Source organism: Azorhizophilus paspali (assembly GCF_043587585.2).
Taxonomy (GTDB): Bacteria; Pseudomonadota; Gammaproteobacteria; order Pseudomonadales; family Pseudomonadaceae; genus Azotobacter; species Azotobacter paspali.
The window spans coordinates 2,612,192-2,630,257 of sequence record NZ_CP171449.1; the positions used below are offsets into that span (position 1 = coordinate 2,612,192).

The following is an 18,066-nucleotide window of genomic DNA, read 5'->3' on the forward strand; positions in this document are numbered from 1 at the left end:
ATGAAAGATAAGAACCGCTTAATCGAATGCCAACTTCAGGCTTGAGGATTGCGCCCTGCTCATGCAGGCCAGCACGTACCCTTGAGCGACTTCCGCAGATCCCAGCGCATTGGGTGCGTGCATATGCACTTGGCCTTCGAGCACTTTGCAGCGACAAGTCCCACACACGCCGGCCTTGCAGCTGTAAGGCGGTGCCAGCCCTGCGACGAGCAAATCGTCAAGCAAGGTGTAGTTACCGGGCGCCAGTCTCAATCGTCGCGTAGCTCCATCGATGCGCACGCTCAATTCGACGCCGGGTGCTGCGACACCTGTTGACGATGGCGCGCGTACCGTGGGGTCTGCACTGAAATATTCCTGGCGGATTCGGTCGGCCGGCATGCCTTTGGCGAGCAGGGCCGAACAGGCAGCCTGCATCATGCCGGCGGGGCCACAAAGGTAGGCATAATCAATAGTGGACACTTGCAGGCAACTGGTAAGCAGTGACAGGCAACGACGCTCGTCCAAGCGTCCGCTGAACAGCTCTACGTCCTGTGGTTCATTGCTGAAGATGTAGAAGATCGAAAGTCTGGCTAAATAAGTGTTTTTGAGCTGGCACAAATGCTCGCGGAACTGCACCGATTCAAGGTCGCGATTGCCATAGACCAGGCTGAAGAGACTGGCCGGCTCATCGCGCAGCGTCGTTTCTAGAATCGACAGAATGGGTGTAATGCCTGAGCCGGCTGCAAACGCAACGTAATGGCGGCGCGCGCCTGACGGCAGGTCCAGGCCGAAACTTCCCGAGGGCGGCATTGCTTCTATCAGCGCACCAGCTTGCATATATCGGTGTGCCCACTCGGAAAATCTACCTCCGGCAACGCGCTTGATAGCCAATTGAGGAGACACATCACCCTGCGCATTGCATAGCGAATAGCTGCGGCGCAATTCCTGCCCTTCCACCCAAGTACGCAACGTCAAGTGCTGCCCTGCCCTGTGAGCAAACCGTGCCCGATGCTCTTCGGGAACCTCAAGCGTAAGTACAAGACTGTCTGGCGTATCGCGACGTACATCGGCGAGCGTCAGTGCAAAGAACTGCGACATAGTTATTCCCTTGAAGTCAAAAGCTCTTGAAATACTCGAATGGGTTTCGGCAGGAATCGCAGTGATAAAGGGCCTTACAGCGGCTGCCCGAACTCTCATTTTGCATCCGGGTATTGGTATGGCCGCAGTGCGGGCATGGCGGTTGCGCCGCCGCACGTGGGTTAGGCCAGAACGTCAACGTCTGCCACTCCTGAGTCGCTGCTAGAGGCGGCGCGACACCTGCGCCGCGCATCTTTTCTCGTCCCTGCGCACTGATCCACTCAGTGGTCCAAGCCGGATGCAATCGAGTCTCGATATACAACGCCTCGACACCTGCCTGGCCGAGCGCATCACGGATGCTTCGCTCGATTTCACGGCGCGCGGGGCAGCCGCTATAGGTCGGGGTTAGTACCACGTTCAGCGCCTCAAGTTGCCAGCGCACTTCGCGAACAATGCCTAGGTCCACGATCGATATATAAGGCATTTCTGGATCGGGTATTTCAGTCAGCAGTGCCCAGATACTTGCAGTGGCCTGCTGGTCTTCGACCGGCTGAAAAAGGTTCACCATTGCGCACCCGGATAACTGCGTGCCAGGTGCTGCATTTGCATCAGCACTTCCACCAGCAGTTCGCTGTGCTGGCCGAGTTTGCCGCCCCGACGATTGATCGGATTTGCCGGATAGACCAGATTGGCTGCCGCCAGAACCTGCTCAACGTAGGCCTGCCACTGCGGTTGCAGCGCGGCCATGTCAGCGCCGATGCCGGCATTGACCATTTCCAGGTCAATTGCATCCATCTCGAATAGTTCACCCACATAGTCAGCGCATAGCTCCAGTGCACGTTGGGCATATCGATGGCTTCGCGCGCTGCCATCACCCAGGCGTACTATCCACTGGCTACTATGCTGAAGATGGTAGGCGGCTTCTTTACGCGCCTTGGTCGCAATGGCCGCTATCTGAGTGTCCGTCGAGCGAGACAATTCGGTGAGGAGCAGGCAATGCCAGCTGTCGAACAGAAATTGCCGAACCTGGGTATCTGCAAAGTTTCCGTTGGGTTGCTCGACCAACAGCACGTTTCGAAACTGGTGCGCGTCGCGGCGGTAGGCCAGGTCATCTTCATCCTGGGCAGGGGCCATGTTGGCTCCTGCGTACTCCAGCCATAGTCTGGATTGACCTAGCAAATCGAGTGCGATATTGCTCAACGCAACATCCTCCTCAATCGTTGGCGCATGCCCGCACCAGCCACATAGCTGTTGCGCGATGATTAACGCGCTGTCACCCAGGCGCAAAAGGTAGTTTGGCAGCGATGTGCCGGTACGCTCCGGAGCATTCATAGATGCTGCACTCCTTGGGGAACCGGGTAATAAGTAGCTTGCCGGTAATCCTTGTCGTGTGCGGTTTCGAACCAGGCGGCCAAGTCTTGACCGGCGCTGCTGATCACGTGCTCAGAAGCCACTACCCACAGGCTGACAAAGTTGTCGCGCCGGGTATAAACGTCGCGCGCATACTGCAAGGCCATCACCGAATCGCTAGCCTGAACGCTGCCGATATGGCGATGGGCAATACCGTTCTGGCTGCGCACGAATACTTCCCAAGTGCTCAATTCATTCGGCATGCTCAACCTCCTTGTGAGGAACGGCCTGCTTCGCGGCATGACAGGCAGCTGCCTCGCGCACCCATGCTCCCTGTCTCCAAGACTCCCGCCGACTATTGAGGCGGTGCTGATTGCACTGCCCCTCACCCATGATCACGCGGCGGAATTCGGACCAATCTATAGGCCCGCTTTGGTAATGGCCGGTCTGTGGATCCAGATGCAAAGCCGGGTCAGGCACGCTCAGTCCCAGGTAATGAATCTGCGGCACCGTCTGGTCAATGAACTTCTGACGCAAGGTATCGTTGGAGTAAAGCTTGATGCCCCACTTCATCGACTGTTGGGAGTGAGGTGAGTCTGCGTCTGGCGGACCGAACACCATCAAAGTCGGCCACCACCAACGGTCCAGTGCCTGCTGCGCCATCAGCCGTTGTTCGGGTGTGCCTTCTACCAGCACGCGGATCAGGTCAAAACCTTGCCGATGGTGAAAGCTTTCCTCCTGACAGATCCGCACCATGGCGCGTGCATAAGGGCCATAAGAGCCGCGCGACAGCGGTACCTGATTTACAATCGCAGCACCGTCGGTTAGCCAGCCAATCATGCCCACGTCTGCCCAAGTGAGCGCTGGATAGTTAAAAATATTCAGGTACTTAGCACGCCCTGCCAGAAGCTCCTGATAAGCGACATCGCGATCCATGCCCAAACTTTCCAACGCGCTGTACAGATATTGCGCATGACCTGCTTCGTCCTGAACCTTGGCCAGCAAAACGCACTTCCGATGTAGGCTGGGCGCGCGCGTAATCCAGAAACCTTCCGGCAACATGCCTACATATTCAGAGTGGGCATGTTGAGAAATTTGCCGCAACAGCGTGCTACGGTAGCCTCCAGGCATCCAGTCCTGAGGCTCGATTTTATCGCCTCGGTCGATCCGGGTCTGGAAGGCCACCTCCAAAGCAGTGCTTTGCTCACTCATGACAGTACTCATGGCTGTAGATATTCCAGCAGGCTGATGGGGGTAGTCGCTAGCGGCAGGTCACGCAGCGAATGGTTCCATACCAACTCGCGCAGCACTGAACAATCGCCTTCGTCGAAGTCGCGCTGCCAGCTCCAGAAGTTCTCGCGTATCTGGCGTTTGAGTATCTTTCCGGTCGAGCCGGCCGGCAGCGCGTAGGCATCCGCTAGAACGCCGGCACAAACGGTATAGCCTGGCAGCTCGCCACGGCCCTGGAAGGGGTAGCAACTCATGGCATGCTGCAGCACATCTTCAGCATCCACGCCCGCTTCCTGCGCCCGTACCAGTATCAGCACCGCCTCTTCACGGGTAGGCCCCCGAGACACGCCTACTACAGTGACGTCGAATACACCCGGCAACGTCAGCAGATGTTCTTCTAGTAGCAGCGTATAGGCTTGTACGCCCAGATTACTCGGCACCGTATCCACGATACGATCCAAGTGAACGAACTCGCCGTTGGCCATGCGCAAACCAACGTCGCCTGTCAGCCAGTAATCGTTCAGCTCAGTCAGCGCAGTCAGATGTGGCTGGCCGTAGTAGCCGGGTGTGACAGTAGGAGAACGCACACCGAAGTAGCCTGCCGTGCCATCTGGCAACGGCTCGCCCTGCGGCGAAAGAATATCGCAGCGTGCATAGCTCGCAGCATGGCCTACAGTGCGCTTACTGGCCACGCTGCCCTCGCGAGAAACCTTGAAAAACTGTGACATACCCAGTTCGGAAGCACCGAACATGTCAGTGAATCGAGCCTCGGGGGCCAGACGCAGCAGCGACCGGATATGCACCTCGTGTGCCGTATCACCAGTGTTGTAAAAACGCTGGATGCTGTTCAGATAGCCATCGGGCAAATTCAGTTCGGCAAGCGACGCATAACTCTGCGAAAACGCGGTCACGATAGTGGGCTGAAAGCTGGCCAGCAGGCTCGCAAGTACTGGCCCCGTCTGGGTGTTGAGCGACAAGGTCGGCAGCTGCAGCATCACAGCCGTCATCAGGTAGCTGATACCTGCAGCATGGGTCGGCGGCATAGCCGTTGCCAGTTTGTCGTCCGGCCTTTCTATATAGCTGCGCAGCCGCTCCCGTTTGCCGTTGAAGAACTGCTCATGACCAAACAGCACGGCCTTCGGAATGCCAGTAGTGCCTGAGCTGTGGCATACCATGATGATGTCTTCGGCCTGTCTTTCCACCGGCCAGCCTTGCTCGGGAACTGGCAGGAAAGAGACCGACGAGCCTTCTTGGAAATGGGCGTCTAGAACATTCAGACCCTCAAGCTCTGCATCCAGATTCCAGCGCGAGCGAGTCTCTTCATCGAACACAAAGGTATCGAAACGGTTACGCCGTGCGTACAGCAGAGCAATGTCAGCGCGCAGGTGGCCATTGATGAGTACCGGAACACAACCCAAGGTTCCCAACGCTAGAAAATGCAGGAAAGATGGAACGCCGTCGCCTAGATACAGGCATACGTGACCGCCTGCATCTATCCCTTCTTGGCTCAGGTACCACCCTGCCAACTCCTTCACCTGCTGGTACAAGCTGTCCAGGGAGAAGGCTTGGTGCGATTCACCGCTGGGGCCCACGAAAGCTTTCTCCAAGAACAGAAAATCAGCATCCGACTGACCATAGGCTGCTACCGACTTGGTCAGAAAATTTCCAGCACCAAGCTCAGGGTCTGCGAACAGTGTGTTCCATGCCTGCCGTTGGGTAATAGGGTTCATTCTTGGATCTCTCGTGTGAAGTGGAAAATCTCAAACGTGTGTGCGGCGTACAGCATCCGGTTCGACGATGCGTGGTGTGTCGGCGGCCAAGCAGACGAGGAAAGCGCAGGCGCTGCAGGTCAGGACGCTAAAGTTGAAAGCCAGCTTCAAGCTTTGAAACACTGCCATGCTGACGGCGAACAGCAGTAACAGAACACCGCTGGCCCAAGCAGTCCGTCGAAGCTGAACACCTGCCAGGAGGAGAACGCCAAGCACCGCCTCCAGAATGTTGATGAACCAAGCCAACGCTGGCACCGTCATGCCAGGCGCCCAGGGTGCCAACTTGGCCACGTGCGGATAAAAGCCTTGCATGCTGCCCCACGACACGCCGGGCTAACCCATTGGGCCCCACAACCCCAGCCGATCAAAACAGCCGAGATAAAGGCGCTAGCCAATGCAACACGAGCAGATAACAGGGCTAATTTCCATGACGGGTATGAGGGCATGTCAGCTTCTCACTCAGGGCTAAAACACCAGCCAACGCTTTGATCAGGCTGCAACGTGTGTCGAGTGAAGCGAATTTAGACCGATCCCCTCACCTATTTAAGGGACAAGATTTGACAACTCGAACACGACAAGAAAGTTGCTCTGACACAGAGTCGGGTGGACTTTGTCGTGGTCAAGTTTTGGTGGGCACCGAGATAGGGGATTTCAGGTAGTGGCCTTTTCGTAGTCGGCTGGCGATCGATAGCCGAGGGTGGAGTGCAGCCGGTGGGTGTTGTAGAAGGCGACGATGTAATGAGTGATGTCGGCAACGGCCTCGGCCGGATTGGCGTAGCAGCGCTGCCAGACCCTTTCCATCTTCAGGTTCAGGAAGAACCGCTCCATGACGGCGTTATCCCAGCAGTTTCCCTTGCGGCTCATGCTGGCGACCAGGCCATGGCGAGTCAGTAAGTCACGGTGGGCCTGGCTGGCATACTGGCTACCACGGTCGGTGTGCACGATCAGCCCAGGCTTGGGCTGGCGTAGCGAGATGGCCATTTGCAGCGCCGTGCAGACCAGCTCGGCGGGCATGTTCGGAGCCATCGCCCAACCCACGATCTTGCGTGAGTACAGGTCCAGCACGGCCGCCAGGTACAGCCAGCCGCGCTCGGTACGGATGTAGGTGATATCGGCTACCCACCCCTGGTCAAGGGCTTGCTGGTTAAAGCGTCGAGCCAGGAGGTTGTCGGCTATCGGCCACTCATGTCGGCTGTCGGTGGTATGGACGAACTTACGCTTCCAGCGCCTTCAGGCCGTGCTGCTTCATCAGGCGTCGCACGCGGTGACGACCCGCACGCAGGCCCAGGGCCTTCAGGCTCGCACTCAGCCGGCGACTACCATGTTGCCACCACTGGCCTGGAAGGCAACCTGCAACGGGGCGCTAAGGGGGCAGGCCCGTGCGGCTCGCCAGCGATGGCGTGCGGCATACACGCCCGAGCGACTCACGCCCAAAAGCCGACACAGTCGGGACGTTTCGACCTTCTCCTGCCACTGATCGATCATCTGCTGGATCACTTCAGTGCCCGGGCGAAGAAGGCCGATGCTTTTTTTAGGATCGATACATCCTCGCGTAGCCGCTGATTTTCCCGCTCCAACTCCCGAATGCGTCGTTGCTCTGCGGTCAACGGCTTGCCCTGGCCGGGCTAACCCGCCTGCTCGGCGTCGTACTGGGCCAGCCAGCGGCGGACCGCACTGTCCACTAGATCCAAATCATGGCAGACCTGCGCCACGCTCAGGCCTTGGTCTCTGATCATCTGCACCACCTGCAGTTTGAAGGCGGTGTCGAAGCGTCTACGGATACGTGATGTTGAACCGCCCCGGGAATCTCGGAGGCTCGTTCGTGTGAGTCATGCCGCCAGGGCTGACTCGTCGAGTTGTCGATAATACGCCGCTTCAGCTTCCGCCGGCGGGATGTTGCCGATCGGTTCCAGCAGTGACGGTGGTTGTAGCAGTCCACCCAGGTCAGCGTGGCCAGTTCCACGGCCTCGCGGTTCTTCCAGGACTGGCGATGAATCACTTCGGCCTTGTAGAGTCCGTTGATGGTCTCGGCCAAGGCATTGTCATAGGAGTCGCCCACGCTGCCCACCGACGGCTCGATCCCGGCTTCGGCCAGGCACTCGGTGTAGCGATCGAGACAGACTGCACCCCTCTATCACTGTGATGGATCAGCCCGCCCTATACCGGATGACGGGCATACAGCGCCTGCTCCAGGGCATCCAGCATGAAGTCGGTACGTGCCGAACCGGAGACCTTCCAGCCGACGATCCGCTGGGCGAAGACCTCGATAACGAAGGCCGCGTAGACGAAGCCCTGCCAGGTCGACACATAGGTGAAAGCCGATACCCACAATGCATTCGGCCTGCCTTACCCAGCGGCACAGCGTTTCAGCCGTGCAAGCGATCTTCGCCGCGATGGAATGGATCGCCGCCCACTGCGACTCGTGCTCGTCCTGATGCTCGAGCACCATACGAACCGCCTGCTGCCGGACTTCAGGGGAATACTTCGTTGCTGTCTTCATGCCTCCATCCTCTCAAGAGTTGGAGCCTCCGGGAAACCCGGGGCGGTTCATGTCATGGCTTTCAGATCCTCGTTGGGGATGATCATCCCCTATCGAAGTGTCTACGAGAATTAGACCACTACACTTAGCGCTCCAGGACACAGCCTTCTTGTCATGGTCTATTTCGTGTTTTTTGGCCCCTAGGGGAATTAAGGGCAGCGGCTAAGATGCTGGAGCGAAGTCCCGGCCAGTGGCCTGCTTCCTTTCCAATGAAATCGCAAGGAGACACGTGCAATGTCGCGTAAAATATTCGTAGCCGGCGCATCCGGTGTAATCGGCAAAGCCCTGCTGAAACTCCTGGTCGCCGCGGACTACAGCGTGTATGGCGCTACCCGTCGCCCCGAAAAACTGAAGGACATTGAAGCCACAGGTGCTACGGCGGTGGTGGTCGATGTCTATGACGCCGAGCGTTTAAAAGAAGTGTTGGTCCGCATAAAGCCATGGGCTGTTATTCATCAACTGACAGATCTGCCTCGTGGCTTGAGTCCTGACTTGATGGCAAAAGCGGTCGAGAACAACGCACGTATCCGTACAGAAGGGACGCGTAATCTGGTAGCCGCCGCTCGAGCTGCTGGCGCCGTCCGCCTGATAGCTCAAAGCATCGCCTGGGCCTATCGTCCAGGCGACACGCCTTACCTGGAAACCCATCCTCTGGACGTGGAGGCACAAGGCAGCCGTGGCGTAAGCGTGGGTGGTGTGGCGGCCTTGGAACAGCAAGTGCTGGGCGAGCCTACATTGAACGGAACCGTCTTGCGCTATGGCCAGTTGTACGGGCCTGACACTGGCACCGACGAGCCGAACGGCACTAGCCCTGTGCACGTACAAGCCGCTGCGCGCGCCGCACTGCTGGCGTTGCAGACGGAGCAAAGTGGTATTTTCAATATCACTCAGGACAACCCGACCGTCAGTAACGAGAAAGCTAAGCGCATATTGGGCTGGTCTCCTACCCTGCAGGCTTGATGTCTGCCACCGTGGCTACTTGCACAAAGGCAGGCTTTCTATCTCAAGTCGCTTGTCTGCAAACCTCAATAGAGGGCAACTTTCGCACAGGAAAGTGTTATGAACTCGTTGGACAATGTTTTTCATGAGTTACCTAACCCGGATTTCTCATGACCGCATAAACAGAAACGGCTGAAAGCCTTATGATTCTTGTCGCCAAACAGAGCCCCATAAGTCTTCAGCCGCACGCAAAATGCTACCAGAAAAACTCCACTTTTCGCCTCTCTCTCGCCGCCTCGTCGAGGCCTCTTTCTCCGGGGGTCACATCACCTCGGATGCGGGCTTGCTGCTGCTGCGCGAGGTCGACCGGCAACATGGCTTGACCCGCCACCTGGCCAGGATCGTTCCCGATCGACGTGATCCTGGCCGTATCCAGCACCCCTTGTCGATGCTGCTTGCCCAACGCATCTACGCACTGGCCGCCGGCTACGAGGACCTCAACGATCATGACGGCCTGCGCCATGACTACGCGCTGCAGACTGCGCTCAACCGCCTGCAACCGCTGGCCGGCAAGTCCACCCTGGGGCGCCTCGAGTAGCAAGCCGATCGCGAAACGGTGGTGCAAGCCCATCGCCTGCTGTAGGAGCACTTCATCGCCCAGCATGCCCAGCCACCGGCCGAGATCGTGCTCGACTTCGATGCGACCGATATGCCGGTGCATGGCGATCAGGAAGGCCGCTTCTTTCATGGCTATTACGACCACTACTGCTTCCTGCCGCTCTATGTGTTCTGTGGTCGCCATCTGCTGGTGAGCTATTTGCGCCCGAGCAACAGCGATGGTGCCCGACACAGTTGGGCCATCCTCGCACTGCTGGTCAAGTTCATTCGCCGCTTCTGGTCAGAGACCCGCATCGTGCTCCACGGTGACGGCGGTTTTTGCCGGCATCGCCTGCTCGACTGGTGTGACTGCCAGCAGGTGGATTATGTGCTGGGCCTGGCCCGCAACACCCGCCTGCAGCGGATGGCGGCGCCAGCCATGCAAGCAGTCGCCGAGGCCCACCAGGCAACCGGGCAGAAGATGTCCGGCGTGTATCGATTCCTCTATCAGGCCGGTAGTTGGCGCAAGCGTCGCCTGGTCGTGTCGCGCCTGGAACATGGCGAGCAGGGGGCCAATCCACGCTTCATCGTCGTGTCCCGCTTTGCCGAGGATGCCGCCCGGCACTACTACGAAGACTCCTGCGGCCGTGGCGACATGGAGAATCGCATCAAGGACCAACAGCTGGATCTGTTCGCCGACCGCACCTCCAGCCCGCGCTGGTAGACCAACCAGTGGCGGCTGATGCTGTCGGCCTTTGCCTATGTGCTGTTCGAACGCCTGCGCGATCATCTCCAGGGCACCGCGTTGGTGCGCATGAGCATCCATAACCTGCGCTTGAAACTGCTCAAGATCGGCGCGGTGATCATTCGCAACAGTCGGCGCATCCGTGTCCTGATCAGCGAGGCCTATGCGCATCAGGAACTCTTTGCGGGGCTGGTTGCCCGCCTCAAGCCGACCTGAACAGGCGGGCGCCCCCGGCCCGGCGCAATGGGGGGAAGGGGTTGGTGCGTCTAATACGCAGGAATTGAATAAAAAACGCTCAACCTTGAGCGATGGAAAGCAGGTTGTTGGTACACCGAGGCTTCACCGGCCACACCTGCCAACTTCATGAGAAATCCGGGCTAAAGAGCTCTTTGGCCCCTTAAAAACACAGGTGGGGCAAAAAGTGGGCAAATTTGGGACACTCGCAAAAACCATTGCACATAAAAAAATCCAGCCACCGCTAAGTGGCTGGATTTCCTATATTTTTTGGTCGGGACGGAGTGATTCGAACACTCGACCCCTTGCACCCCATGCAGCGAGCGAAAGACTCGCAACATAATGATTTTCAATGGAAAAGCTCGAATTCATGGAGTGCAAAATATAGATTTTTCGGCGTTTTTGCAAACGGAAGAATGCGGCCTCCAGAGGAGGTTTTGCGCATGGATTTCGTGTTCCCAAGCAGGCTAAGCGCCTCCCTCCTCGCCCGTCCGGGCACCAAAATCCCCTACTTCGACAAAGCACTCACTCGCTGCCGCCGTTCCAGCGTTCGCAGCGTCCCGAGGCCGAGCATCCCGAACAGCAGTTCGAAGAGCACGTCGTCGAGCGACGGCAGCGGCGGCACGTCCTGCACGCCGGCCACCGTCAGCACCCAGGGCAACAGCGGGCGCAGCAGGAACTCGTAGGCCAGCCCGCCCACGCAGACATAGCCGGCCAGCGGCCGCCAACCCGACTTGAATGCGGACTGGCTCGCCGCCTCGATCTCGTTAATCTTCGCCTGTGCGAGGCTCGTCTGCAGCGCCGCGTCCAGCTCCCTGAACGCCCCGTCCTGCTGGAGCCTGAGCAACTCGATCTGCGCTTGGGCCTTGGCTTGCGGGTCGGGGATGACGCGATCGAGCAGCCCCGAAATCGTCGGCAGCAGTGCCGTGGCGGCGGACAGCAGGCTCATGCCAGCAGCTCCCCGGCCAGTGCATCCATGGCCTGCGCATAGCAGGCATCCCAGCGGTTCCGGTGCGGCTTGCCGGGCCGCCACGTCCGGACATACAGGTCCCAGCTTCTGGCCATCTCGCCAACCGCCGGCAGCGGTGCCGGATCGGTCCACAGTAGTAGGCGGGCAATGCCGGCGGCCAGCACATCGTCGTGCTTCAGGGCGGCATGGGCGGCACTGGCCGACGCCTCGACGCCACGCGCCTCGCAGACTGCCAGGGCATGCGGACGACTCTGCGGATGCACTAGCACGCCGAGCACGCCGGCACGCTCGAACATCCAGTAGCCATGGGCGGGTCCGCCGATCTGGTGGCGGTGGCGGAACGCGGACTCCTGCAATCCGATGGCCAGCAGCATGGCCTCGGCCTGGGGGCTATTCATCCGCCCCGGCAGCAGCGCGAGCGCCGGGGCAATGGCTGCGGCGCGGATCTCGGAAAGACTCACAGGGTTTCCTCCGGGCATAAAAAAGCCCGGCACAGGGCCGGGCGTCAGCGAATAAAAAACCCGCTGGAGCGGAATTAACAGTTACTTGCGGCGTTACTTTCGCCCTTTTATACACATTAAATATATTTTGCTTTGAAATTCGACTGCAGCCCGCTCCTGATTGTCTATAACCGAATAAGCAGGACTTTCATAAGCCATAATTACTAACAGCTTCATCAGCTCGCTTCCGCCACCAAGTTCAATTACCCGCTGCGCTGAAGTTCCAATCTGCCGATTATTCATTACAGCTTTTGCCAAGTCTCCAACTAGATCACAGCTCAGGGAACTACTAGGAATTTCTGTTTGATCATTCATAGCAACTACCTTCTCTGTAGAATCATCGTTTAAATCTAGCGTGGCGTTGGCAAGTTCTGACTGCTTGCCTACGTAAGCTTTCTTATAAGAAAGCTCAGAAGGCGCACCGTTTTCATCGGCTTTATCGTTTTTTTTCAGAAATTTATCCCCATATGTATACGAAGGGCTCACATATCCTTCCTTATACAGTTGACATCCTCCCCTCCCTCTCGCTGACGCTCGCCGCCCGAAGGGCGGAAAGGAAGGGGATTCCTACCGTGTTCAGCCCACCCGGGCCGACTCACCTCGGTGGGTTCCTGCTGCTGGCGGCATTACCGCACCACTCACTTCACAGGCGAACCGGGCGTGTCCCGCCCTTAGCACATTGAGCGCGCCGACCACATCGGCGTTTTCCTCGAAACCGCATGCCACACACTCGAACCTGGCTTGCGTCTGGCGGTTGTCCGCCGACACATGCCCGCAGCACGGACAGGTGCGGCTCGTGTTCCGTGGCGGCACGGCAACGAGCCAGCCGCCGTTCCATGCCAGCTTGTAGTCCAGTTGACGGCGGAACTCGAACCAGCCCTGATCGAGGATGGATTTGTTCAGGCCGGACTTGGCCCGAACATTTCTCCCCGGCTTCTCGGTATTGCCTGCCGCCGATCTGGACATGTTCCGCACCTGCAAGTCCTCGATACACACCATCGCGTGGTTTTGGCTGATAGTCGTTGAGGCTTTGTGCAGGTAATCGCGGCGGGCGTTGCCGATGCGCGAGTGAATCTTCTGGACGCGGCCCTTCGCCTTCTTCCAGTTGTTGCTGAATTGGGTTTTGCGGCCCATCGCCTGCTGCGCCTTGCGCAGGGCCGTCTCGTGTCGCTTGAAACTGTGGAGCGGGGCATGGAACGTGCCATCCGACAGGGTGGCAAACCGCGCCACGCCCAGGTCGATACCGACCGCGCCACCGTTCGGGATGGGCTGCGCAACCTCGCGCTCGCTCTGGACCGACACGAACCACTTGCCGCAGGACTGGCTGACGGTGACGTTCTTCACTGTCCCCAGCACGTCCCGGCTGTTGCGATAACGCAGCCAGCCGAGCTTGGGCAGGAAGATTCGGCTGTTGGTCTGGTCGAGCTTGATCTGTTTCGGGTCGGGGTAGCGGAAACTGTCGGACCGCCCCTTCTTCTTGAAACGCGGGAAGTCGGCCCGCTGGGCGAAGAAGTTGGCGTAGGCCCGCTCCAGATCCTTGAGCGCCTGTTGCAACGGATGAACCGGCGCATCCGCCAGCCATGCCGTCTCCGGATCATGCCGCCATTCCGTGAGCCGCTTGCACAGCCCGGCATAGCCGAGCTTCTTCTCGCCGTGCTCGTGGCGCTCCTGCTGCAACGCCAGCGCCTTGTTGAACACGAACCGGCACGAGCCAGCGAAGCGGCGCATTTGCCGCTCCTGCTGGCCGTCTGGCCTGAGTTCAAATTTGAAGGCTTGAAGGCGTTGCATTACCCAATCATACTCTTGGTCTATGAGCGATGACAACGATATACGGCACGGGCGGCACTGCGTTTTCAAGATGCACGTCCATTTGGTCTTTGTGGCGAAATACCGTCGCAGCGTGTTCGATGGCGATGCCATCGAGCGGTTGCGTACCATCTTTGCCAAGGTCTGCGCCGACTTCGAGGCCAGCCTGATCGAGATGGACGGCGAGGACGATCACGTTCACCTGTTGGTGGAATACCCACCGAAGGTGGCCGTGTCCAGTCTGGTGAACAGCCTCAAAGGCGTTTCCAGCCGCCTGCTGCGCAAGGAACGGCCCGACATCCAGAAACGCTACTGGAAGGGCGTGCTGTGGTCGCCGTCCTACTTCGCCTCATCTTGTGGCGGCGCACCGATCTCCATCGTGCGCCAGTACATCGAACAGCAGCAGACGCCGCACTGACCCAAGGACGGCTACGCCGTCCGCGCTATCCTTCACCGCCCTGAAGGGCGAGGCTTGCCGCGCACCGGGTCAGCAATAGCCTTTTCGGTAGCGGGGTTGCTGTAGTTGTGCGAAACGCATCCAGCCAGATTCGCCACTATCCCTAAAACTACCAGCCCTCGCATACGTCACTCTCCAAGCTGAAATGCCGGGAGAGTACCAAAACGCCAGCACAAAGACCCGGCCTAGCGCCGGGTTTTTGCTTGAGAGTGGTCGTCCTCGGCCGGTTGGGTTAGATCTCAATGCCCCTTGAGGCAAGCGAGGCTTTCAGTAGCCGCATCGTCTCCTCGGCAACGCTCAGCTCGAAGTGGGCACCAAAGGCATGCTCGAAAACAGCTTCGTGATCAAGGCCGCCAAGCGCCTCGATCTTGTCGAGCGCATCAGGCCGCAGCGCAGAGAAGCGTCGGCCCTAAACGAAAAAACCCGCACAGGGCGGGCTTGGGGGCATTCAGGTTGCTAGGGATTGGCTTTCAGGAGTGGCGCGACTACAGGTACCGAATGAACGCACTCAGTGCGATGTTGCGCATTCGTGTTTCATTGCCGCCGGTATTGCCGACGCTGATTGTGTGCGAGTGGTCGCCGGCGGCGAGGATCGTCAGGCTGTGACTGTGGACTCCATCGGTCGACGTGTAAGCCTGCCCGATTTGATTTGAGCCTGTGCGCTCGGAGCCGGAGGCCGCGACCCCTCCCGTGCCGTACTGCGCGACCATGTCGCTCTTGATACTGTGCCCCTCCAGGTGGTTGTGCGAGCCGGCTTCCGCAGCGGAGCCTGAATGGCTGTGCGTCCCGGCGCCGCCGGACGATGCGTTGTGGCTGTGGCTTTCTATCTGCCCGCTCTGCCATGAGCCGAATTGCCGGCCCGCATCCACGCCGCGGCCATCATCCCAGGCGCGAATCCCCTCGCCACGGATTTCGGGTAGCGGCAGACGCTTGAGCGCATCCCAGTCCGCCTGGGCGGATGGACCTCGCCCGGTAGGCGCGCCGCCAGAAGTCTGAATCGCCAAGATGTCATTGCTCCAGTCGTTCCAGAGCGCGACGTACAGGGCGAGGACGTCGGCGTTCTCCCGGGCAGTGGCCCCGGAGCCCGGCTTGCCGATCGTCAGGCCGTTGCACTTCAGGTAGCCGGCCGGCGCTGTCTTGACGGCGAACCATGCTACTTGGCCCGCGTTACTCTGCTGCCCCGCGGCGATCAGCCCCTGGAGCGCCTGCAGGACCTGATTCTGCTGCCCCTTGACCGGTGCGATGTTGGCGGCCACCAAGATGCTGATCAGTTCCTCCTGTACGTCGTTCAGCCAGGCAGCCGATACCGTCGTCGCCGGGACCCCGCCTACCGGCGATCCCTCTGTGAATTGGCTGTTCTCCGTCGCCGACGGGACGTCTATGCGATGCATTCCTCTACCTCACGTGTTGAAATCATCTGCGCCAAGCGCCTATGAAATGGGTGTCGACTTATGCAACGGCCCCGACCAGATCTCCGAAATAGTGGTGCATGGCCGCGCACGCCATGGCGTACTCGGCCTGCGCCCAGAAGCGGTGATACGTGAACGTCGGCACGTTTTCCGGCGTCGGGTCGGCGAGATAGGCCTGGATCTGCGGCCAATCCGGGTCGTCCTCCATGAACGAGCGGATCGAGATGAAGGTGGCGCCGGCGGCAATGGCATCGCCGTTGGGCATCGTCCCGCTGAATGTCGCGGGCACGTAGGCCGGATCGGCGAAGCGGGTGTAGTCGGCGCGGTCCTCTTCGCGCGTGAGCCCCTTGCTGTCCTTGAACAACGTCCAGGTGCGGTCCAGCAGTTCACGGGCCAGGGTGTAGCAGTCCTGGGCGGTATGGCTGCCGCCTGGAATCGCCGTGGTGAACTTGCCCATCCGCCGCTTGGCCTCGGCATACTCGATCAGCAGGCGCGAGAGCGAGGCCGCGACGCCAAGATCCACGCCGGACTCGACGACCGAGCAGTGCAGACTCGGGTTCGGAACGGTCGAGGCACTCCAGAAGGCGGCGTAGCTGCCGGTACCGTCCCAGTCGAGGGTGGGCAGGTATTCGTAGACGCCCTCAAGGTTCGGCGCAGTAGCCGTCTGACCGGACACCTTGGTCGCAGATACCCAGGACAGAGTCGAGGGTAGCGAGTAGCTGCCCCCTTCGGTCAGCGTGGCGTGGTCAAGCGTCCAGTTGATGAAGCGGTCCAGGAGGATTTCCAGGTTCGGGCGGATCTCAACGGCCAACGCACTGGTCTTGTCGGCAACCTCCAGCAGCAGATCGGCGGAGCGCTGCAATCCCCAGACCTGGAAGCCGAACCAGTTGTTGCTGGGCGGGTCGTGCCAGACTGGCGCATAGGTATAGAACATGCCGTAAAACCTGGCGGTCTGGCGGCCATCGGTCGGCGTCTCGTACCGCCCCTTCCAAGAGTTGGACACGCCGCCGGCAATGGGGCCCTCTGGCGACTGCAGCCAGCGCAGCATCTCGATCTGGCGGTACAGCGAACCCAGCCAGATATCGCCGGCCGACGGCGATTGCGGGGTGTAGCCGCCCCCGCCGGTGGCCATGAAATAGGCGATGTCGGGCGCCTGATAACCCTGGTGGGCTTCCGAGCTGCCGATCCGGAAGCCCCAGGTCGGCTCCGCGCCGACCGTGGCCGGGATCTCGCCGCCCCAGGAGGCGTACCAGCTCACCAGGTAGTGGCAGGAGTCATACGGGGCATCGGACGTGGCTGCCTCGGTGTAATCGCCAATCTTGCGGTAGTACTTGTCGAACAGCGCATAGCGCAGGTAATCGCCCATTTTCTTCGCCTTGGCGTCCTGCGTGGCCACGCTCGATGCCGAGCCAGCCGCCGCCGCGAACTTGTGTGCCCAGTAGGCATGCTGGACGACCCGTGCTTCGGCGTCCGGCGCCGCGGTATAACGCCACTGCGGCCCGTACTTGAACGGAGCCTCCGGATAAATAGGCTGATTCTTGTTGAACAATGGCAGGTAGCCGTAGGCACTGCCGAAACTGAAATCCTCCCAGGAAGGATGGGTCACGGTCTCGAACGAGGATTCCTGTAGACCCCGCGAGTAGTTGTTGATGTAGACGCCTGTCTCACCCCCGTCGCCATTGTGATAGCCGTATACGCCATCGACATCGATCAGCCAGTGCATGAGGTACATGCGGCCATTGCCGTAGGTGGTCTGCAGCTCGGCATAGAGCGGATCGACACCCACCGGCGCGCCGGTATTGGGCAGCGTCGGGTAGGCGCTGGGCAAATCACCCTCGGGTTGGTAGGTGGCTGGACTGCCGGGCGTGTAGGCGCCGGTCGGCTGGTTGGCCGCGCTGGGGATGTAGTTCGCCTCGATCGAACTCCAGGCCGCCGCGTAGCCGCTCCAGTCGTTCGACAGCGCCCCTTTCCAGGCCTCCAGCCCGACCCAGAACGAGGCCGTCTCGGAGACGGACTCGTGCCCGTAGTCAGGGGCTTCGTTGATCAGGGTTTCCGGGCAGTGATAGGGGATCGTGCGGGCCTTCGCGCCACTGGGCGGACCGAAATAGCCGTTGGCGGGTTCGTGCAGTGCGGTATACAGGATGTTGAAGCGGTCGAGGTAGACATCGACCACCACGTCACCCGGCAGCGTACAGAGCCCGGAACCATCGGCAATCGTGGCATCGACCGGGTCGCTCAGGACCAGACTGAACGTCTCCTGCGGCTGGCCAGCGTCTGATGTGCGAACCGGCACTGTAACCGTCTTGCTGGTTTGCCCTGGCGCAAACGTCAGGGTGCCGCTGGTGGCGGTGAAATCCTCCGGCGGCATGGCCGTGTCGGGCACGGTTTCGTAGTTGACGGTGACCGTCTGCGTCGAGGCAGCCGACAGCGTGACGACAAAAACAGCGTTGCGAGCCATATTCAGG

General features: G+C 59.7%; 15 protein-coding genes and 3 pseudogenes. 3 read left to right on the forward strand and 15 right to left on the reverse strand.

Going from position 1 to position 18,066, the window contains the following annotated elements:
* Positions 1 to 18: 18 nt before the first annotated feature.
* The 9 genes and pseudogenes from ACGI6K_RS12635 to ACGI6K_RS12675 all read right to left on the reverse strand — a co-directional run.
* Positions 19 to 1,077 (reverse strand): 2Fe-2S iron-sulfur cluster-binding protein, encoded by a 1,059-nt coding sequence (locus ACGI6K_RS12635; RefSeq protein WP_376942683.1) that lies wholly within the window; start codon positions 1,075 to 1,077, stop codon positions 19 to 21.
* Positions 1,078 to 1,093: 16 nt separating this feature from the next.
* The gene (paaD, locus tag ACGI6K_RS12640) at positions 1,094 to 1,624 is read right to left on the reverse strand and encodes a 1,2-phenylacetyl-CoA epoxidase subunit PaaD (protein ID WP_377968672.1); all 531 of its coding nucleotides are present in this window, start codon (positions 1,622 to 1,624) and stop codon (positions 1,094 to 1,096) included.
* On the reverse strand, positions 1,618 to 2,388 hold the full coding sequence (gene paaC / locus ACGI6K_RS12645; RefSeq protein WP_376942687.1) for a 1,2-phenylacetyl-CoA epoxidase subunit PaaC: 771 nt from the start codon (positions 2,386 to 2,388) through the stop codon (positions 1,618 to 1,620). Before paaC ends, paaD begins: the two co-directional genes overlap by 7 nt.
* The gene (gene paaB / locus ACGI6K_RS12650; RefSeq protein ID WP_376942689.1) at positions 2,385 to 2,669 is read right to left on the reverse strand and encodes a 1,2-phenylacetyl-CoA epoxidase subunit PaaB; all 285 of its coding nucleotides are present in this window, start codon (positions 2,667 to 2,669) and stop codon (positions 2,385 to 2,387) included. The genes paaC and paaB overlap by 4 nt, the downstream gene beginning before the upstream one ends.
* Positions 2,659 to 3,630 carry a 1,2-phenylacetyl-CoA epoxidase subunit PaaA gene (paaA, locus tag ACGI6K_RS12655; RefSeq protein WP_376942691.1) on the reverse strand — a complete coding sequence of 324 codons (972 nt, stop codon included), beginning with the start codon at positions 3,628 to 3,630 and terminating at the stop codon, positions 2,659 to 2,661. The genes paaB and paaA overlap by 11 nt, the downstream gene beginning before the upstream one ends.
* Complete coding sequence (locus ACGI6K_RS12660; protein WP_376942693.1) at positions 3,627 to 5,366, reverse strand: class I adenylate-forming enzyme family protein; 1,740 nt, start codon at positions 5,364 to 5,366, stop codon at positions 3,627 to 3,629. Before ACGI6K_RS12660 ends, paaA begins: the two co-directional genes overlap by 4 nt.
* Before the next feature lie 30 nt (positions 5,367 to 5,396).
* Positions 5,397 to 5,717 (reverse strand): hypothetical protein, encoded by a 321-nt coding sequence (locus ACGI6K_RS12665; protein ID WP_376942695.1) that lies wholly within the window; start codon positions 5,715 to 5,717, stop codon positions 5,397 to 5,399.
* Between the two features lie 339 nt (positions 5,718 to 6,056).
* Positions 6,057 to 7,141: pseudogene (locus ACGI6K_RS12670) on the reverse strand (IS3 family transposase).
* Between the two features lie 93 nt (positions 7,142 to 7,234).
* A pseudogene (locus tag ACGI6K_RS12675) lies at positions 7,235 to 7,748 on the reverse strand (IS3 family transposase); the annotation flags it as partial.
* Positions 7,749 to 8,178: 430 nt separating this feature from the next.
* Between ACGI6K_RS12675 and ACGI6K_RS12680 the strand changes: the two are divergent.
* Complete coding sequence (locus tag ACGI6K_RS12680; RefSeq protein ID WP_376942697.1) at positions 8,179 to 8,904, forward strand: NAD-dependent epimerase/dehydratase family protein; 726 nt, start codon at positions 8,179 to 8,181, stop codon at positions 8,902 to 8,904.
* 232 nt (positions 8,905 to 9,136) lie between these two features.
* Positions 9,137 to 10,441: pseudogene (locus ACGI6K_RS12685) on the forward strand (IS1380 family transposase).
* A 526-nt stretch (positions 10,442 to 10,967) separates the two neighbouring features.
* Here the strand turns inward: ACGI6K_RS12685 and ACGI6K_RS12690 are convergent.
* From ACGI6K_RS12690 to ACGI6K_RS12705, 4 genes are all read right to left on the reverse strand, one after another.
* Positions 10,968 to 11,408: a holin family protein gene (locus ACGI6K_RS12690; protein ID WP_376942699.1), complete on the reverse strand. Its 441-nt coding sequence runs from the start codon at positions 11,406 to 11,408 to the stop codon at positions 10,968 to 10,970.
* Positions 11,405 to 11,890, reverse strand: coding sequence for a hypothetical protein (locus ACGI6K_RS12695; protein WP_376942701.1), 486 nt, complete (start codon positions 11,888 to 11,890; stop codon positions 11,405 to 11,407). Before ACGI6K_RS12695 ends, ACGI6K_RS12690 begins: the two co-directional genes overlap by 4 nt.
* A 93-nt stretch (positions 11,891 to 11,983) precedes the next feature.
* Complete coding sequence (locus ACGI6K_RS12700; protein ID WP_376942703.1) at positions 11,984 to 12,415, reverse strand: hypothetical protein; 432 nt, start codon at positions 12,413 to 12,415, stop codon at positions 11,984 to 11,986.
* 90 nt (positions 12,416 to 12,505) lie between these two features.
* Positions 12,506 to 13,717, reverse strand: a complete 1,212-nt coding sequence (locus ACGI6K_RS12705; protein ID WP_377969258.1) for an RNA-guided endonuclease InsQ/TnpB family protein — start codon at positions 13,715 to 13,717, stop codon at positions 12,506 to 12,508.
* A 22-nt stretch (positions 13,718 to 13,739) separates the two neighbouring features.
* On the opposite strand from ACGI6K_RS12705, the gene tnpA reads away from it, so the two are divergent.
* Complete coding sequence (gene tnpA, locus ACGI6K_RS12710; RefSeq protein ID WP_377968675.1) at positions 13,740 to 14,153, forward strand: IS200/IS605 family transposase; 414 nt, start codon at positions 13,740 to 13,742, stop codon at positions 14,151 to 14,153.
* Between the two features lie 524 nt (positions 14,154 to 14,677).
* Here the strand turns inward: tnpA and ACGI6K_RS12715 are convergent.
* Positions 14,678 to 15,583 (reverse strand): hypothetical protein, encoded by a 906-nt coding sequence (locus ACGI6K_RS12715; protein WP_376947176.1) that lies wholly within the window; start codon positions 15,581 to 15,583, stop codon positions 14,678 to 14,680.
* A gap of 58 nt (positions 15,584 to 15,641) precedes the next feature.
* On the reverse strand, positions 15,642 to 18,059 hold the full coding sequence (locus ACGI6K_RS12720) for a glycoside hydrolase family 48 protein (protein ID WP_376947174.1): 2,418 nt from the start codon (positions 18,057 to 18,059) through the stop codon (positions 15,642 to 15,644).
* Between the last annotated feature and the right edge of the window lie 7 nt (positions 18,060 to 18,066).